General features: G+C 63.1%; 19 protein-coding genes and 1 tRNA gene. 7 read left to right on the top strand and 13 right to left on the bottom strand.

Annotated features, from left to right (window positions below):
* Window positions 1-16: 16 nt before the first annotated feature.
* From CB0205_RS0104275 to psbB, 10 genes are all read right to left on the bottom strand, one after another.
* Window positions 17-253, bottom strand: a complete 237-nt coding sequence (locus tag CB0205_RS0104275) for a hypothetical protein (protein WP_010314701.1) — start codon at window positions 251-253, stop codon at window positions 17-19.
* A gap of 39 nt (window positions 254-292) precedes the next feature.
* A tRNA-Phe gene (locus CB0205_RS0104270) sits at window positions 293-365 on the bottom strand.
* A 68-nt stretch (window positions 366-433) separates the two neighbouring features.
* Complete coding sequence (locus tag CB0205_RS0104265) at window positions 434-703, bottom strand: DUF2470 domain-containing protein (protein WP_010314699.1); 270 nt, start codon at window positions 701-703, stop codon at window positions 434-436.
* Between the two features lie 155 nt (window positions 704-858).
* Window positions 859-2,118: an FGGY-family carbohydrate kinase gene (locus CB0205_RS0104255; protein WP_010314694.1), complete on the bottom strand. Its 1,260-nt coding sequence runs from the start codon at window positions 2,116-2,118 to the stop codon at window positions 859-861.
* Complete coding sequence (gene metK, locus CB0205_RS0104250) at window positions 2,115-3,350, bottom strand: methionine adenosyltransferase (protein ID WP_010314693.1); 1,236 nt, start codon at window positions 3,348-3,350, stop codon at window positions 2,115-2,117. Before metK ends, CB0205_RS0104255 begins: the two co-directional genes overlap by 4 nt.
* A gap of 15 nt (window positions 3,351-3,365) precedes the next feature.
* Entirely contained in the window at window positions 3,366-4,166 is an 801-nt protein-coding gene (locus tag CB0205_RS0104245; RefSeq protein WP_010314691.1) for an HAD family hydrolase, read from the bottom strand.
* A gap of 9 nt (window positions 4,167-4,175) precedes the next feature.
* Window positions 4,176-5,240, bottom strand: a complete 1,065-nt coding sequence (locus tag CB0205_RS0104240) for a 30S ribosomal protein S1 (RefSeq protein ID WP_010314689.1) — start codon at window positions 5,238-5,240, stop codon at window positions 4,176-4,178.
* Window positions 5,241-5,354: 114 nt separating this feature from the next.
* Entirely contained in the window at window positions 5,355-5,837 is a 483-nt protein-coding gene (gene nrdR, locus CB0205_RS0104235; protein ID WP_010314686.1) for a transcriptional regulator NrdR, read from the bottom strand.
* Between the two features lie 239 nt (window positions 5,838-6,076).
* Window positions 6,077-6,172, bottom strand: coding sequence for a photosystem II reaction center protein T (locus CB0205_RS0104230; protein ID WP_010314684.1), 96 nt, complete (start codon window positions 6,170-6,172; stop codon window positions 6,077-6,079).
* A gap of 18 nt (window positions 6,173-6,190) precedes the next feature.
* Complete coding sequence (gene psbB, locus CB0205_RS0104225) at window positions 6,191-7,750, bottom strand: photosystem II chlorophyll-binding protein CP47 (RefSeq protein WP_010314680.1); 1,560 nt, start codon at window positions 7,748-7,750, stop codon at window positions 6,191-6,193.
* A 278-nt stretch (window positions 7,751-8,028) separates the two neighbouring features.
* Here psbB and CB0205_RS0104215 point away from each other — a divergent pair, with 278 nt between their 5' ends.
* Window positions 8,029-8,487, top strand: coding sequence for a 2Fe-2S iron-sulfur cluster-binding protein (locus tag CB0205_RS0104215; RefSeq protein WP_010314678.1), 459 nt, complete (start codon window positions 8,029-8,031; stop codon window positions 8,485-8,487).
* Window positions 8,488-8,535: 48 nt separating this feature from the next.
* On the top strand, window positions 8,536-8,640 hold the full coding sequence (gene psbM, locus CB0205_RS0104210) for a photosystem II reaction center protein PsbM (protein WP_010314676.1): 105 nt from the start codon (window positions 8,536-8,538) through the stop codon (window positions 8,638-8,640).
* 164 nt (window positions 8,641-8,804) lie between these two features.
* Here the strand turns inward: psbM and CB0205_RS0104205 are convergent, their stop codons facing one another.
* Window positions 8,805-9,653 (bottom strand): universal stress protein, encoded by an 849-nt coding sequence (locus tag CB0205_RS0104205; RefSeq protein WP_010314673.1) that lies wholly within the window; start codon window positions 9,651-9,653, stop codon window positions 8,805-8,807.
* Between the two features lie 66 nt (window positions 9,654-9,719).
* Here CB0205_RS0104205 and CB0205_RS0104200 point away from each other — a divergent pair, with 66 nt between their 5' ends.
* Genes CB0205_RS0104200 through CB0205_RS15835 form a run of 5 tightly spaced genes read left to right on the top strand, consistent with a single transcriptional unit; the run spans window position 9,720 to window position 13,102 of the window.
* Window positions 9,720-10,190: a thioesterase family protein gene (locus CB0205_RS0104200; RefSeq protein WP_043705422.1), complete on the top strand. Its 471-nt coding sequence runs from the start codon at window positions 9,720-9,722 to the stop codon at window positions 10,188-10,190.
* 24 nt (window positions 10,191-10,214) lie between these two features.
* Window positions 10,215-11,414, top strand: a complete 1,200-nt coding sequence (locus CB0205_RS0104195) for a DNA-processing protein DprA (protein ID WP_010314670.1) — start codon at window positions 10,215-10,217, stop codon at window positions 11,412-11,414.
* 24 nt (window positions 11,415-11,438) lie between these two features.
* Window positions 11,439-12,341 (top strand): peptide chain release factor N(5)-glutamine methyltransferase, encoded by a 903-nt coding sequence (gene prmC, locus CB0205_RS0104190; RefSeq protein WP_010314668.1) that lies wholly within the window; start codon window positions 11,439-11,441, stop codon window positions 12,339-12,341.
* Window positions 12,338-12,925, top strand: a complete 588-nt coding sequence (locus CB0205_RS0104185) for an L-threonylcarbamoyladenylate synthase (protein WP_010314667.1) — start codon at window positions 12,338-12,340, stop codon at window positions 12,923-12,925. Before prmC ends, CB0205_RS0104185 begins: the two co-directional genes overlap by 4 nt.
* 6 nt (window positions 12,926-12,931) lie before the next feature.
* Window positions 12,932-13,102, top strand: a complete 171-nt coding sequence (locus CB0205_RS15835) for a hypothetical protein (RefSeq protein WP_010314664.1) — start codon at window positions 12,932-12,934, stop codon at window positions 13,100-13,102.
* Window positions 13,103-13,206: 104 nt separating this feature from the next.
* On the opposite strand, the gene psaB is transcribed toward CB0205_RS15835, so the two are convergent.
* Both psaB and psaA read right to left on the bottom strand, forming a co-directional pair.
* The gene (gene psaB / locus CB0205_RS0104175) at window positions 13,207-15,417 is read right to left on the bottom strand and encodes a photosystem I core protein PsaB (protein WP_010314661.1); all 2,211 of its coding nucleotides are present in this window, start codon (window positions 15,415-15,417) and stop codon (window positions 13,207-13,209) included.
* A 19-nt stretch (window positions 15,418-15,436) separates the two neighbouring features.
* On the bottom strand, window positions 15,437-17,106 hold a 1,670-nt coding region (gene psaA / locus CB0205_RS0104170), incomplete at its 5' end, for a photosystem I core protein PsaA (RefSeq protein WP_010314659.1).

Below are 17,106 nucleotides of genomic sequence, written 5' to 3'. Positions count from 1 at the left end.
TCCTGGCCAGATTGCACTAGTAACCGAATAAACGAAGCCTGAAGTCAGCGACTTGTGCTGCCACTTTCGGGTGGCTCAAAAAGAAAGGATGATCAGAACAGGCCTGGATCGCTAGTTCTTTCTTCTCTTGCAGGCTCAGATTGTCATGAGCTCCAGTGCTCGCGTGACGCTTGAACGCAGCATCGAAGACCATTCCGAAGCTATCGGCGTTATCAAAAAGTTCGCCTGGCTTATCGGGAATGCTGATTGGCATAAGTACCGTTGGACCGAGCGAAAATATTGAATTGATGAATGCCAGGACCCAGATTTGAACTGGGGACACGGCGATTTTCAATCGCCTGCTCTACCAACTGAGCTATCCCGGCCCGTCGCTCGCGCGACGCGTTGATCTTAGATCACAGCCGCCCTCTCCCAGGGCTTCGGAGCGAGGGACTCAGGCCTGAGGCATGGCCCGCAACATGGACACCAGCGTCCGATGGGCGTCCTCACTATCGGTCAGGGTGTGGTCAAAGCGGACTTCCACACAGGCGCCATCAACCTCAAGCTCCATCACCTCGGGACGCACAGCCAGCATCCGAGCCGAGACCGGTGCCTCGACACCGCCGTAGTGACGCGCATAGGCGAGAACGGCTTCGGCATGGTCGTCATTCATGTGCTTGCAAATCCGATCGCTCACGGCGGGAGTGAGAGGGTCAGCGGACATCGAGGCACAGCTGAAGGCAGGCTGATTCTGCCCCCTTCCCTAGGCCCCTGCGAACCGCTGCCACAGCAGAAGTCCCAGGCGGACACCGGAGAAGCCGACATACCCCGCAAGAACCACGAACAACGCAATCGAGAGCCAGGAGGCGAGGCGTTCCTTCACGGGGGGCAGACAGCAGAGAGCGCCAGTCTGGCCATGCCCGAGGCCGCGCTGCACTGGGGCCGGTTCAGCACCGGAACCCCCAGGATGCGTTGACGGATCAGCCGCCACTGGGGATTGCGGGCCCCACCGCCCAAGCTGATCACCCGCTGAACCGGCTCAGCGCCCAGGCGCTGCAGGGCCGCCCAGCCCTGGGCCTCAATCCGCGCCAAACCCTCCAGCAATCCCTGCAGGTAGAGCGCATCGCTGATGGGCCGGGGCTCCAGGACCGGCTCCAGGGTCGGATCGTCCACCGGGAAGCGCTCGCCGGGCCGAGGCAGGGGCCGAAGCGCCAGGCCGCTGCTGGAGCGCGGATCAATCTGACGACTCAACTCAACGAGGAGGGCATCGGAGAAGAACTGGCGCAGGACCCCAGCCCCGGCATTGGAGGCGCCCCCCACGAGCCACCGGCCCGCCACCCGATGGCAACTGATGCCCGGTCCCGCTAGCGGTTGCGCCGCAAATTGCTTGAGCACCAAGGTGGTGCCGAGCACCGTCACCCCATCACCGGGCTGGGGATCAGCCGCCAGGACCGCGGCATTGGCATCGGTGCTGCCCGCCACCACCTGGCACGGGGCCGGTAACCCCAGGGCGCTCCGGGCGTTCTGCGAGAGGGGCCCAAGGACCGCGCCGGAGCGCACCACCTCCGGCAGCGCCGCACTCCAGGGTTGCTCAGCAATGGCGCCTTGCCAGCACTGCCGGCCCAGGTCCCATCCCAGGCGGAGGTTGTTGCCTTCCTCGCCGAAGCGCCAGTCCCCAAGCAACCACCCGCTCAGCCAGTCGGCCTGATGACGCATCAGGAGGGAGCTAGAGCCACTCCCCTCGAGCAAGCGCAACACCCGGGCCAGGCTGCCACTGGCACTGGCGGCTGGAGCAGAGGCGCTGCCCGCCAGCACGGCTGCCGCCGAGGCCTGCTCAGGGCAGGCCAGGAAATAGGGCAGGGCCTGGCCCCATGGATCACCATTGGCGGCGCAGGCCAGCACGGTGCCCGAGGTGCCATCGACCGCGACAGCGGCCACCCGATCACGCAGCTCTTGAGGCAACTCTGCGCAGAGGGAAACCACCCCCTCGCGCCAGCCCTGGGGGTCCTCAAAGCAGCGGGGGTAGTTCGCAGATCGCTCCGCCAGGAGGGTGCCGGAGGGATCCATCAGTGCCAGACGCAGGCCACTGGTACCCAGGTCAATCCCTAGGCCCAGGGGCTCACGGCTGGCTGCAATCAAGCGGCGGCAGCTTGCTTGAGGGTGGCAGCGACGGCCTCGACGTTCTCCCAGGGGAGGTTCAGGTCGCTGCGGCCGAAGTGGCCGTAAGCGGCGACGTCCTGGTAGAAGTCTCCGCCGCGCTGCTGGGGCAGGTTGCGCAGGCCGAAGGTGTCGATGATCGCGCCGGGGCGCAGATCGAAGTTCTCCTGAACCAGGGCGGTGAGGGCGTCATTGCTGACCACGCCGGTGCCGAAGCTCTCGACCAGGATGCTGACCGGCTTGGCCACACCGATGGCATAGCTCAGCTGAACCTCAGCCTTGCGGGCCAGACCCGCGGCCACCAGGGCCTTTGCCACGTAGCGAGCGGCATAAGCCGCGGAGCGGTCCACCTTGGTGGGATCTTTGCCGGAGAAGGCACCACCGCCATGGCGGGCATAGCCGCCATAGGTGTCAACGATGATCTTGCGGCCGGTGAGACCGGCATCCCCTTGGGGACCACCGACCACGAACTTGCCGGTGGGGTTCACCAGGAAGCGGGTGCTGTCCTTAGAGGGCTTCAGGCTGAGGTCCGCGGTGGCGGGCTCCACCACATGGCTCCAGAGGTCGGCCGAGATCCGCTCACGGATGGCCTTCTCTTCGCTCACCCCATCGATCTCAGAGATGTGCTGGGTGGAGATCAAGATCGTGTCGATCGCCACGGGCTGGTCGTTCTCATAAACGACGCTGACCTGGGTTTTGCCGTCAGGCAGCAGATAGGGGAGGGTGCCGTTGTGGCGCACCTCAGCCAGGCGCCGCGAGAGGCGGTGGGCCAGGCTGATGGGGAGCGGCATCAGCTCCGGGGTCTCGTTGCAGGCGAAACCAAACATGATTCCCTGGTCACCCGCACCGACCAGATCCAGGGGGTCACCGGCGTGGTCATCGGCCTCGTTCACGCCCTGGGCAATGTCCGGTGACTGCTGATCCAGGGCCACCAACACCGCACAGCTATTGGCATCGAAACCACCTGCGCGAGCGCCGGAATAGCCGATCTTTTCGATCACACCGCGCACCAGGCCGATGTAATCGACCTTGGCGGTGGTGGTGACCTCACCGGTAATCAGGCAAAGCCCGGTGTTGACCACGGTTTCGCAGGCCACACGGGACGCTGGGTCCTGAGCCAGCAGGGCGTCCAGCACCGCATCACTCACCTGGTCGCAGATCTTGTCGGGATGACCTTCGGTCACCGACTCCGAGGTGAAGACGTAACGACTCATTCCCGAGTGAAACCACTAATGCGTAGGGGCCAACTTAGGGGAGCGACGCACGCTCAACTCACTCCAGGCATGCACCAACGGATGTGGCTCCGCCAAGGGCGGTGGCGTGCGCCAGGCCGCTGTGTAACCCAGCGCCAAGGGATGGGGAATCCCTGCAGCGACGGCCATGCGCAGATCACTGTTGGCGTCGCCGATCAGGGCGCAGCGGCGCGGTTCAACGCCGAGCTCCGCGCATAGCCCGTGGACCGCCGCCGGGTCGGGTTTGCGCGGTCGATGCTCGGCGCTCCAGAGCCCGCAGAAGTAATCCCGCAGTCCATGGGCCCTGAGGAAGTGCTCAATGCCGGCCATGTCGTCGTTGCTGATCACAGCGCAACGCACCCCGGCCAGTCGCAACTGCTCAAGCCAAGGCAGAAGGCCTTCGGTCGTCGCGCTCGTGGGCAGCGGGGCATCCGTGGAGCGGCGGGCATCCACGGCATCAGCCTCGGCAAAGACCCGCTCACTCAGGGCCAGCGCCTCGGGCCAGCCCAGACCGACCTGAACCAAGGCGGTGGCCGTCGCGATCAGGTTGTGATCGCGGCTAGCCACCGCCGTGATCCCCGCGGGACAGACGGAATCGGCACGCAGGCCATAGGCCCGTTGCAGCAAATCCTTGAGCGGCTCACGCCGCTCGGAGCTGACCAGCTCCAGACAGAGAAAAACCCTGGCTTCCGCCAGGGTGAGTAGCTGGGGCTCACTGATGCTGAGGGTGCCGTCCTTGTCGAACAGCACCGCATCAATGGCTCCAAGCTCCGTGCCACGCAACAGGAGCTCAGCCATGGCTCAGCTTCACTCGTAAGCCATTTCGCCGTCTTCAGCCTGCTCAAGCAGCATCTGCTTGTAGCGAGCGGCCATTTCCTCAGCCTTCTCGAAGACCTTCTGGGGATCGGTGAGCATGTCACCGGGCTCGGGCTCGAGGGCTTTGGTCGAGAGGGAGATACGACCACGCTCGGCGTCGAGGTCGATGATCATGACCTTCATCTGGTCATTGACATTGAGGACCGTGTGAGGGGTCTCAATGTGCTCGTGGCTGATCTCAGAGATGTGCAGCAGGCCGCTGACACCGCCGATGTCGATGAAGGCGCCGTAGGGCTTGATGCCGCGGACGGTACCGATGACCACTTCGCCCACTTCCAGGCGGTTCATCTTGCGCTCCACCAGGGCGCGGCGATGGCTGAGGACGAGGCGGTTGCGCTCTTCGTCCACCTCAAGGAACTTCAGGGGCAGGAACTCAGCAACCAGCTCTTCCTTGGGCTTGCGGGTGCTGATGTGGCTGCCGGGGATAAAGCCACGCAGACCTTCCACACGCACCAGTGCACCACCACGGTTGGTGGCAAACACTTCGCTGTAGATGGTGGCGTCTTCCTTCTGCAGCTGACGAACACGCTCCCAGGCGCGCTGGTACTCGATCCGGCGGATGGAAAGGGTGAGCTGACCGTCCTCGTTCTCTTCGCTGAGGATGAAGAACTCGCGCTCTTCGCCGGGCTCGAGCACGTCGCTGATGTGCTCAACACGGTTGATCGACACCTCCTGCATGGGCATGAAGGCGGCGGTCTTGGCGCCGATGTCAATCATCGAGCCCTTGGGCTCGATGGCGAACACGGTGCCCTTCACCACGTCGCCAGGCTTGAAGTTGTAGTCGTACTTGCTCAGCAGCGACGCGAACTCATCCAGGGTGAAGCCAACGCCGTCGAGATCACGGGCCACAGCACGGCTGCTGGGGTCGTCGGCGCTAGGCACCTCTTCCGGAATATCCAGATCGAGCTCAGCAGCAGCATCAACCACGTCTTGATCGACAGCCTCAACGGCCACGTCGGTCTCGCTGGTGTTGAGATCGGAAGGGGTCACGGTCATGGAGAGTCGGCGGACTGCCCGAGGCAGCGCGAAGGAACCGATGCGTCAGCCGCCACCGACGCAGGGGAATCCAAAACTATAGAGGTCAGCTGCGGACGGGCCCTTCAGGCGTCTCTAACCAACCGCTGCCAAGGATTTGCCCTTGGGCTTGCGGTTCAGACCGTCCAAGGTGGCAACGAAATCGGCAACGCTCTGAAACTGGCGGTAGACCGAGGCAAACCGGATGTAGGCCACATCGCTCATCCCCGCCAGGTGCTGCAGGGCTAATTCGCCGATGTCCTTGCTGGAGACTTCGCGGCCCGTGCGGCCCTGAAGCTCCAACTCCAGTTCATCGACGACCAGCTCAAGACGGCTGGGCTCGAGCCCGGTTTTATCGCAAGCCCGCAGCAGACCATGCAGCAACTTGCTGCGGTTGAAGGCCTCACGATTGCCGCTGCGCTTCAAGACCGTGATCGGCGCCGTCTCCACCCGCTCGTAGGTGGTGAAGCGGAACTCGCAATTCAGGCACTCCCGACGGCGACGCACACTCCGGCCGGTGTCCGCGGAACGCGATTCAAGAACGCGGCTATCGGTGTGCTGACAGGAGGGGCACTGCATGCCCGAGATTCCGCCCGAGAAGATGCTCAAGTTTAGACAGAACAATTGCCTTTGAGAAGGGCTGCCGCAACTTGGGTCTTGCCAAGCAACAGGCCAACTCCCTGGTCGAGCCCATGAGACTCAGGTGTCAATCAAGATCACGCCAAGTCGAAATGAGATTGCCTTAAAGGAAGCCACGGCGTTCAAGCAACAAAAAACCCCCGCTTTTGGCGGGGGTCGTTGAACTCCTGAGAGTCAAATCACTTGCCGATCTTCGGGGGATCGCGGAAGGCGATCGCGAAGAACAACGTGGAAATGGCTAACGCCAGGATCAGGATGTAAGCAAAGCTTTCCATGAGTTACCTCCGAGGCGCTCAGCTGAGGGTGGTGCCGGCGGGGGGCACGTAGCCCTCCGGCAGACGACGGGTGGAACGGTCTCCCAGTTTCTGGAACAGACCGAACTCAACCTGCTCACCGAGATCGGGGTCGATACCGGCGAACACATCGCGGTAGAGGGTGCGAGCACCGTGCCAGATGTGACCGAAGAAGAACAGCAGCGCGAAGCAGGCGTGTCCGAAGGTGAACCAGCCGCGGGGTGAACTGCGGAAGGTGCCGTCAGAGTGATAGGTCTCACGGTCGAACTCGAAGGCTTCGCCGAGCTGGGCCTTACGAGCCAGGCGCTTCACGTCAGCAGGATCGGTGAAGGTCTGACCGTTGAGGGCGCCGCCATAGACGGTGGCGGTCACGCCGGTCTGCTCGAAGGAGTACTTCGCTTCAGCGCGGCGGAAAGGGATGTCAGCGCGGACGATGCCCTGGCTGTCTTCCAGAACCACAGGGAAGTTCTCGAAGAAGTTGGGCAGACGACGCACCTCGAGATCACGACCCTGGCTATCGGTGAAGGACACGTGTCCGAGCCAGCCGGTGGGCAGGCCATCACCGTTCACCATCGGACCCACGCGGAACAGGCCGCCTTTGGCAGGGCTGTTGCCGACGTAGTCGTAGAAGGCGAGCTTCTCAGGAATCTGGGCGTAGGCCTGTTCCTTGGTGGCACCGTTGTCCAGAGCGGTCTGAACGCGGCGGTTGATCTCGGTCTTGAAGTAACCCTGGTCCCACTGGTAGCGGGTCGGGCCAAAGAGTTCGATCGGCGTTGCTGCAGCGCCGTACCACATGGTTCCGGCCACGATGAAGGCGGCAAAGAACACAGCGGCAATGGCGCTGGCGAGAACGGTCTCGATATTGCCCATCCGAAGAGCCTTGTAGAGGCGCTCGGGCGGACGGGTGGTGATGTGGAAGATGCCGGCAATGATGCCGACGATGCCTGCGGCGATGTGGTGGGCAACGATGCCACCGGGGTTGAAGGGGTTGAAGCCCTCAGGTCCCCAAGAGGGTTGAACCGCTTCAAGGTGGCCGGTGACGCCGTAGGGGTCAGAGACCCACATACCGGGGCCGAACACACCTGTCAGGTGGAACGCACCAAAACCAAAGCAGCCAAGGCCAGCCAGCAGCAGGTGGATGCCGAAGATCTTGGGGAGGTCCAGAGCAGGCTCGCCAGTGCGAGGGTCCTGCCAGATCTCCAGATCCCAGTAGGTCCAGTGCCAGATGGCGGCCAGCATCAAGAGGCCACTAAAAACGATGTGAGCAGCTGCCACACCTTCGAAGCTCCAGAAGCCGGGGTCAACACCGGTGGCACCGGTGATGCTCCAGCCGCCCCAGCTATCCGTCACGCCCAGGCGAGCCATGAACGGCATGACGAACATGCCCTGGCGCCACATGGGGTTGAGCACCGGGTCGGAGGGATCGAAGATGGCCAGCTCATAGAGCGCCATGGAGCCGGCCCAGCCAGCAACCAAGGCAGTGTGCATGAGGTGCACGGCGAGCAAACGGCCCGGGTCGTTAATCACGACCGTGTGCACCCGATACCAGGGCAATCCCATGGGGGTCAGGTCCGAGGAAACAATCCAGCCTTCCGCTTCAGAAAACCGAAATCGGAAGTCAGCGCGATCAGGGTTTGCCAGCGAAAGCCAGCAGACACTTGATCCGTGCTCGCGATCGTAAGGGGTTCAGCTGACGGAACGTTTTGATCGCCGCCGAGCTGAAACGTGCCGTGACGGGAAAACGACGCTGGGGCCCAAAGGCGTGGCCCCACCCGCGGCGGCGCGGTTACAAATCGCAATCCATTCCCTCAGAATGGAGGAATTCCGAACCTCCAGCCATGCCCTTCATTCGTTTTGTTCGCGAGGGGCGGGATGTGGAGTGCTATCCGGGCGAGAACCTGCGCGAGGTCGCCCTGCGCGAGGGACTTGAGCTCTATGGCCTGAAAGGACAGCTCGGGAACTGCGGCGGCTGCGGGCAGTGCATCACCTGTTTTGTTGATGTGGTGGGCGAAAGCAGTCCCGGCAGCCTCAGTGGCCGGACCGCCGTCGAGGAGCAGAAACTGCGCCGCCGTCCCCAGACCTGGCGCCTGGCCTGCCAAACCCTGGTCCAACAATCGGTGCTGGTGCTGACCCGGCCCCAGGTGCGTTTTGGGGACGCCGAGGCGCGCATCGCTGCGGCCAAAGCCAGCCCTCTACCCGCCGGACCCACGGCCTGGCCCGAGCCGGAGCCCCAAGACGAGGACAGCCTGGAATCCGCTGAGGACGCCGAAAGCACAACGAGGGATGAAGAGGCCTGATCAAGCCCCGTTGGCGGTGATACGGTCACCGAGCTCAAGACTTTTGCGATGGAAACCAACGACCTCGGCTTCGTCGCCAGCCTGATGTTCGTGCTGGTTCCGACGGTGTTCCTGATTGTTCTGTACATCCAGACCAGCAGCCGCCAGAGCTGACCGCTCCAGTTCAATGGTTCCGAAAAACCCTGGACGCATCCATGTGGTGCATCCGGGGTTTTCTTTGTCTCAGTTCTGAATCAGCAGCAGAACAGCGAAAACCCCCTAGGGCCTGGAGTCCTAGGGGGTTTCTTCTTACTCGAGTCAGCCGCGACTGCAGGCGGCTACTGACGCCCTTCGGGTTCGCGCACCAGAAGAACCGGCGCCGGTGCATGGACCCTGATGTAGTCACTCACCGAGGACCCGAGCAGACGATCGATATCGACCAGCCCGCGGGCCACCAGGGGACGACGGTCCTGCGAAGCAATCACGACCAAGTCAGCCTTGTGCTCTTCAGCGGCCTGACAGAAGCCGCGTCCGATGTCACCGGTCCCGTGGATCGCCTTCATCTCCACACCAAAGCCGCGGGCGCGCTGGACCGCCTTATCGAGCAACTCGTCGGCAGGGGTTGAACCGCCACGGGACGGCGCGATGTCCTGGCGGCTGATGTGAACGCCGAGCAGGCTGCTGCCGGGCACATCGCGCACTAATTCACAGCCCAGCTTCAGGGCATCGTCGCCAACGCCAGTGCCATCGATCGCCACCATCACGCGGTTGATGTGACGGACATAAAGGTCGTCACGCACCAGCAACATCGGGCGAGTCGAGAGCTGGAAGACGTACTGGCTGGCGCTGTTGCTCAGGATCGACTGGAGCCGGCCCAGGCCCCGCGAGCCCATCACGATCAGGTCGGCATCAAGCTCATCGGCCACCTTCAAGACCGTTTGCTTGGTGTCGCCCTGGCGAATGATCGTGTTGACCTCCGAAGGATTCAGCCCCAGCCGCTGAACGGCTTCAGCAACAATTCCAGCGGCTTTTTGGGAGTGCTCGGCATAGTCCTGACCAGCCTGCTCAGCGACGACATGGAGCAGATTGATGCGGGCCTGACGCACGGTTGGAATGTCGCGCAGCATGCGCACCATTTCCTCAACGTGACCTTTGCCTGAATCGGCGATCAGAAGATTGCGAAACACATCCCAGGAGCGCGTTGGGGCAGCCTATGGCTGAATTGCGCGCAACCTCGACTTGTGCCAGAGACCGTGACGGAGCAGCAACATGACCGCCCCTGGCGCCTCAAGCGCTCGGTCCTGCCGCAACACACCGACCATGCCGGAGTGATGTGGCATGGCAGCTACTTGGCCTGGCTTGAGGAAGCCCGGGTCGAAGCCCTCCGTCAGGCGGGACTGGCCTACAGCGCCCTCTCTGAGCGCGGCCTGGAACTGCCGGTTGTCTCACTGCAGATCGATTACCGCCAAGCCCTCCTTCATGGCGAGCACGTACAAGTTGTGAGCTGGGTTCTGCCGCAACAGGGGGTCAAGCTGCCCTGGCGCAGCCAGTTCATCAAGACGGACGGCAGCGTCGCCGCCGAGGCGCGCGTGGAGCTGGTCCTGGTGGACCTCAGCCAAGGCCCAGGGCAGCGGCGATTGCTGCGCAGGGCACCTGAAGATCTGCGCGAGGCCCTCGCGCAACTCAGGGCAGGCCCAGAACCAGACTCAACCGTCTCGCTATAGTACAGACGTACTGCAGCGATTCAGGTGGGTCAGCTCGTTCATGCCCCCTTCTGCGCCAGCCAGGACCGAGGGCGGACCCTCAGGATCCACTCGGGGGAGACCTCCCGGCTCTGGCGATCGATCTGGAGCCGCTGTCCCGGTGTGGGCCGGCGGCGGCTGGAGCAACTCGAAGTCCTGTTTGGAAGCCTGCATCAGGCTTGGCAGGCAACCGGCCAAGAGCTGGAACACGCCCTGAGCGGAACGCAGATCAACGCCAGAGATCTGCAGCGCATCGAGCTCTATCGCCAACAGCTCGGGCCAGCCCCCCTGAGCGATCCACCCACCCCCAATGAACGGCGTCGGTGGGGCGGCCAGCGCTGCCTCATGCCTGGAGATCCCGCTTTTCCACGGACTTTGGGTGAGATCGATCAACCACCTCTGGCCCTGCATTGGGCCGGGCAAGGGAGCATCTGGGCTCCGCTGCGGCAGCGCCGCGCCGTTGCCGTCCTCGGAACCCGGCGCCCGTCGAAACATGGGCTCGCCATGGCCCAGGCCATTGGCCGAGCCCTAGCGCAGGCGGGATGGCCGGTGGTGGCTGGGCTATCGGAGGGCATTCAGGCGGCGGCCCATCAAAGCTGCCTCCAGGCGGGTGGAACGCCGGTGGCGGTCCTTGGAACACCGATCAATCAGTCATCGCCACGGGGGTTAGCCGGGTTGCAACAGGACATCTCAGCCCAGGGGCTGCTGCTCTCCGAATGGCCTGAGGGGACGGCATCACGGGCTGCCCATTTCAGCTTGAGACAACGCCTGGAGGTGGGCCTGGTGCAGGCCCTGGTCCTGGTCGAATGCCCGCAGCAAAGCGCAGCACTCCACACCGCGGAGTTGGGATGGGCGCAAGGGATTCCACTTTGGGTCGTCCCCGCCGATGCCGGACGCAGCAGTGCGGCAGGCAGCAATCGCCTGCTGGCCAGAGGGGGAACGCCCCTGCTGGATCCAGCGGACCTGGTCAAGCATCTGGGATCTGGGCCGAGGAGCAAGCCAGTTCGGCCGCCGATGCCAAGGGCGCACGCGACGTTGCTGCAGCGCGAGGCGGCCCTCATGGGAGCCCTCGGTCAGGGTGCAACGCTTGAGCAGCTCTCCCATTCACTGCGACTGAGCCCGGTGGGAATCAGTCAACGGCTGCTGCAACTGGAGCTGGCCGGATTGGTACGCAGCGCACCGGGGCTGTGGTGGCATCCCTGCTGAGACAGGGCTTCATAGGCTGATCCAATGGCTGAGATGCTCACGGCTAAGGCAGTGCTGAGCTGGAGACAGGCGATGCTCGGCCAGGGAGGCGAGAGCAGCGCGCTCGATTGGTTGCTCGATCTCAAAGGCGGGCTGCGCTGGCAGCAGTTACAGGCGCTCAGGCTCTACCCCGAATCCAAGATTGAGTTGGAGCAGGACCTCGGCACGCTCGAGCAGATCTGGAATCAACACCTCGAGCAGGCCATCCCCCTTCAGTACCTCGTTGGCCGCTGTCCCTGGAGGGACATCGAACTCGAAGTCGCACCAGGCGTGCTGATCCCTCGGCAAGAAACTGAAGTGCTGGTTGATCTGGCCTTGGACTGTGCCAAGGGGGATCAACTGGGTTCAGCCCCGCGCTGGGCGGACCTCGGCACTGGCTCGGGCTGCATCGCCATCGCTCTGGCGAAGGGACTGCCAAACGGCCAGGGGTGCGCCGTCGATCGTTCTGCCGAAGCGCTGCGGCAGGCAGAGAGGAATGCCAAAGCAATCCTGGGCTCGGCCTGCCTGGACTTCAGAGAAGGTGACTGGTGGGACGCGATCCGAGATCAGTGGGGCCAGCTGGATCTGGTGGTGAGCAACCCGCCCTACATCCCGGCTGCGGTCTGGGCGCAGCTCGAACCTGTGGTGCGTGAGCACGAGCCCGAACTTGCACTCAATGGGGGCAGCGATGGCTTGGAGGCCCTGCGAACCATTGCTGCAGGAGCAGCACTTGGCCTGACGCCAGGCGGATGGCTACTGCTTGAGCATCACTACGACCAGAGCAGGGCTGTACTGGAGTTGCTCGAAGCGGCTGGACTGGTGAATGTGCAGGCCCACAAGGACCTTGAGGGAATCCAGCGCTTCGCCAAGGCGCAGCGGCCGCTCCAACCAGAGCACAACTGGCCATGAACCAATCCCTTGAGGCCGGTCAATTCGCCGCTGAACTGCAGCAAGGCCAAGCCGGGGTCTTCCCGACGGACACCCTGCCGGCACTGGCCACCAGACCAGAGCACGCCTCGCTGCTCTGGACAATCAAGGAGCGGCCTCAAAACAAGCCGGTGATCCTGATGGGTGCTGATGCTGAACAGCTCTTCAGCAACCTGGGGATGACGCCTGAACCGAGCTGGTTGCGGCTGATGGAACAGCACTGGCCCGGAGCCCTGACGCTGGTTGTACCGGCTGAAGGGGAGCGGCTGGAGCAACTCAATCCGGGGGGATCAGCCCTGGGCCTTCGCGTTCCGGCCTGCGAGCAGGCCCGAGAGCTACTGCGATTGAGCGGACCCCTCGCCACCACGAGCACCAATCGCTCGGGAGAAGACCCCTGCACAAGCGCTGAAGAGGTGCAGGCGCGATTCCCCCAGTTGCTGCGCTTGGCCCCCGAACCCTGGCCAGCGCCTTCGGGCCAGGCCAGCACAGTGATTGCACTGGAGCCAGGAGGCGGTTGGCGCTTGCTGCGCGCTGGTGCTGTGATGCCCCAAGAGCTCCTGAGCTAAGCGGCCATGGCTTGGTTGCCCCTCCTACTGGTGGTCCTGCTGAGCCTGCATCAATGGCTGTTTCAGCCCCTGCTGGTGCTCAGCGCTGCTGTGTTTGAACTCAGGCCGCTGCCTTGGCTGATCCTTGCTGGACTGGCCTGGCTACTCGCCGGCAACGGACCGACTGCGAAGCCTTAGCTCAGGCCCCAAACCGCGAGAGAAGCCAAAAAAAAACCCCCGGCTGAGCCGGGGGCGCTTGGTCGTCCCTCAAGGGATGCAAGTGTGCGCGTGATCGCTATGGATCAGCCGAACTTGCCAGAGGTGGAAGCGATCAAGAAGGCGGCGTAGGTCACGAAGTAGCCCACGGTGAAGTGAGCCAGACCAACCACACGGGCCTGAACGATCGAGAGAGCCACAGGCTTGTCGCGCCAGCCCACCAGGTTGGCGAGCGGGGTGCGCTGGTGAGCCCAGACGATGGTCTCGATCAGTTCCTGCCAGTAACCGCGCCAGGAGATCAGGAACATGAAGCCGGTGGCCCAGATCAGGTGACCGAACAGGAACATCCAGGCCCAGACGGCGAGGTTGTTCGAGCCGAACGGGTTGTAACCGTTGATCAGCTGAGAGGAGTTGAGCCACAGGTAGTCGCGGAACCAGCCCATCAGGTAGGTGCTGGATTCGTTGAACTGAGCCACGTTGCCCTGCCAGATGGCGAGGTGCTTCCAGTGCCAGTAGAAGGTGAGCCAACCCACGGTGTTCAGGGCCCAGAAGACAGCCAGGTAGAAGGCGTCCCAGGCACTGATGTCGCAGGTACCGCCACGGCCGGGGCCGTCGCAGGGGAAGGAGTAGCCGAAGTCCTTCTTGTCGGGCATCAGCTTCGAGCCACGGGCATCCAGAGCACCCTTGACCAGGATCAGGGTGGTGGTGTGCAGACCCAGGGCGATGGCGTGGTGCACCAGGAAGTCACCAGGGCCGATCTGCAGGAACAGATCGTTGCCACCGTCGTTGATGGCGTTCATCCAACCGCCCATGTAGGCGGCGCTGGCATTGCTAGCGGCGCTAGCGCCATTGGAGAGGAGTACGTCGAAGCCGTACATGGCCTTACCAGAGGCGGCCTGCACGAACTGTGCGAAGACGGGCTCAACCAGGATCTGCTTCTCGGGGGTACCGAAGGCAACAACCACGTCGTTGTGGACGTAGAGGCCCAGGGTGTGGAAGCCGAGGAACAGGGAGACCCAGCTCAGGTGGCTGATGATCGCTTCTTTGTGCTCGAGCATCCGAGCAAGAACGTTGTTCTTGTTGGCCTCGGGGTCGTAGTCACGGATGAAGAAGATCGCACCGTGAGCGAAGGCACCGCACATCAGGAAGATGGCGATGTACTGGTGGTGGGTATAGAGGGCAGCCTGCGTCGTGTAGTCCTTGGCGATAAACGCGTAGGACGGCATCGAATACATGTGCTGCGCCACCAGGCTGGTCACAACGCCCAGGGAAGCCAGGGCCAGACCGAGCTGGAAGTGGAGCGAGTTGTTGATGGTGTCGTAAAGACCCTTGTGGCCAGCGCCCAGGTCACCAGGGGTGCCGTTGGGGGGGTTGTGAGCCTCGAGGATCTCGCGGATCGAGTGACCGATACCGAAGTTGGTCCGGTACATGTGACCGGCGATCACGAACAGACAGCCAATCGCCAGGTGGTGATGGGCAATGTCGGTCAGCCAGAGGGCCTCACTTTGGGGGTGGAAACCACCGAGGAAAGTGAGGATCGCGGTGCCAGCGCCTTCTGAGGTACCAAACACCTGATAGGCGGTGTCGGGATTCTGGGCGTAGACGCCCCAGTTACCAGTGAAGAAGGGAGCCAGGCCTGCCGGGTGAGGCAGCACGTTCAGGAAGTTGTCCCAACCCACGTGTTGACCACGGGATTCGGGAATGGCCACGTGAACCAGGTGACCGGCCCAAGCGATGGAGCTGAAGCCGAACAGCACCGCGAGGTGGTGGTTTAGGCGGGACTCGGCGTTCTTGAACCAGGCCAGGGAAGGCCGGAACTTGGGCTGAAGGTGGAGCCAGCCAGCGAACAGGGCCCAAGCCGACAGGATCATCATGAAGATGGAACCCTGGTACAGCTCGGCGTTGGTGCGCATGCCGATCGTGTACCACCAGTGGTACACGCCGGAGTACGCAATGTTCACCGGGGAGGAGGCGCCTGCCTGGGTGAAGGCAGTGATGGCGCCTTGGCCGAAGTGAGGATCCCAGATCGCGTGAGCGATGGGACGGACATGCAGAGGATCGGCGACCCACTGCTCGAAGTTGCCCTGCCAGGCGACGTGGAACAGGTTGCCCGAAACCCAGAGGCCGATGATCGCGAGGTGACCGAAATGGGTGGAGAAAAGCTTTTGGTAAAGCTTTTCCTCCGTCATTCCGTCATGGCTCTCGAAGTCGTGAGCCGTGGCGATCCCGTACCAAATACGACGGGTTGTCGGGTCCTGTGCCAGACCCTGGCTGAACGAAGGAAATTTCGTTGCCATTGGGAAAGGTCAGGAGAGGTCAGCCGACCGCAATGATGCGGGCCAGGAAGAACGACCAGGTGGTCGCGATGCCGCCCAGCAGATAGTGGGCAACACCAACGGCACGGCCCTGGGTGATGGAGAGCGCCCGCGGCTGAATGGCGGGAGCAACCTTCAGCTTGTTGTGAGCCCAGACGATGGACTCAATCAGCTCTTGCCAGTAGCCGCGGCCACTGAACAGGAACATCAAGCTGAACGCCCAAACGAAGTGGGCACCCAGGAACATCAGGCCATAGGCACTGGTGGCAGAGCCATAGCTGTTGATCACCTGTGCGGCCTGAGCCCACAGGAAGTCACGCAGCCAGCCATTGATGGTCAGTGCGCTATTGGCAAAGTTGCCATTGGTGATGTGGGAGACGGAGCCGTCAGCATTGACGGTGCCCCACACGTCGCTCTGCATCTTCCAGGAGAAGTGGAAGATGACGATCGACAGGGAGTTGTACATCCAGAACAGGCCCAGGAACACGTGGTCCCAAGCCGACACCTGGCAGGTACCGCCACGGCCGGGGCCGTCGCAGGGGAAGCGGAAACCGAGGTTCGCCTTGTCGGGAACCAGACGGCTGCTGCGGGCATAGAGCACACCCTTCAGCAGGATCAGCACCGTCACGTGAATCGTGAAGGCGTGGATGTGGTGGACCATGAAGTCGGCCGTCCCCAGGGGGATCGGACCGGCGGCCACCTTGCCGCCGACGGCAACCACGGAGCCGTTGAACACTTCGCTCACGCCAGCAAGGGCGTTGGGAGCGGTGCTACCGGCTGCAGCAGCGTGCAGACCCTGGATCCACTGCGCGAAGACGGGCTTCAGGGCAATGGCGGAGTCGCTGAACATGTCCTGGGGACGTCCCAGGGCACGCATGGTGTCGTTGTGGATGTAGAGGCCGAAGCTGTGGAAGCCGAGCCAGATGCACACCCAGTTCAGGTGGCTGATCAGGGCATCGCGAGCCTTGAGCACCCGGTCGAGCACGTTGTCCACATGCTTGGCGGGGTCGTAGTCGCGAATCATGGCGATGGCGGCGTGGGCGCCAGCACCAACGATCAGGAAGCCACCAATCCAGGTGTGGTGGGTGAAGATCGACAGCTGCGTGGGGTAGTCGATGCCGATGTAGGGATACGCAGGCATCGCGTACATGTGCTGAGCAACGATGATGCTCAGCGAGCCCAGCAGCGCCAGGTTCACAGCCAACTGGGCGTGCCAGCTGGTGGTCATGAACTCGTAAAGGCCGTCGTGGCCCTTGCTGGCGGGGAAGAGCAGGGGGTCGCCCTTCTGGCCCTCGAGGATCTCCTTGATGCTGTGGCCGATGCCCCAGTTGGTCCGGTACATGTGACCGGCAACGATGAAGAGCACGGCGATCGCCAGGTGGTGGTGAGCGATGTCGCTCATCCACATGCTGCCGGTCACAGGATTCAGACCACCTTTAAAGGTGAGGAAATCGCTGTAGGCCGCCCAGTTACCGGTGAAGAAGGCATTGATGCCAGCGCCGAAACCGGGGAACAGCTGAGCCAGCAGGTCCTGGTTAAAGAACTCGTGGGGCAGGGGGATGTCCGCCACGGTGGCGATGGTCTTGCCATTGAGCGACAGGGGGCTGCCGGCATCGATGGCGTCCATCAGCGCGGTGGTGGGCAGAGACACGTGGATCAAGTGACCCGCCC

Source organism: Synechococcus sp. CB0205, from assembly GCF_000179255.1.
Lineage (GTDB): Bacteria > Cyanobacteriota > Cyanobacteriia > PCC-6307 > Cyanobiaceae > Vulcanococcus.
Note: the sequence above shows the minus strand (reverse complement) of the source record. Positions and strands in the feature narration are given on the sequence as shown.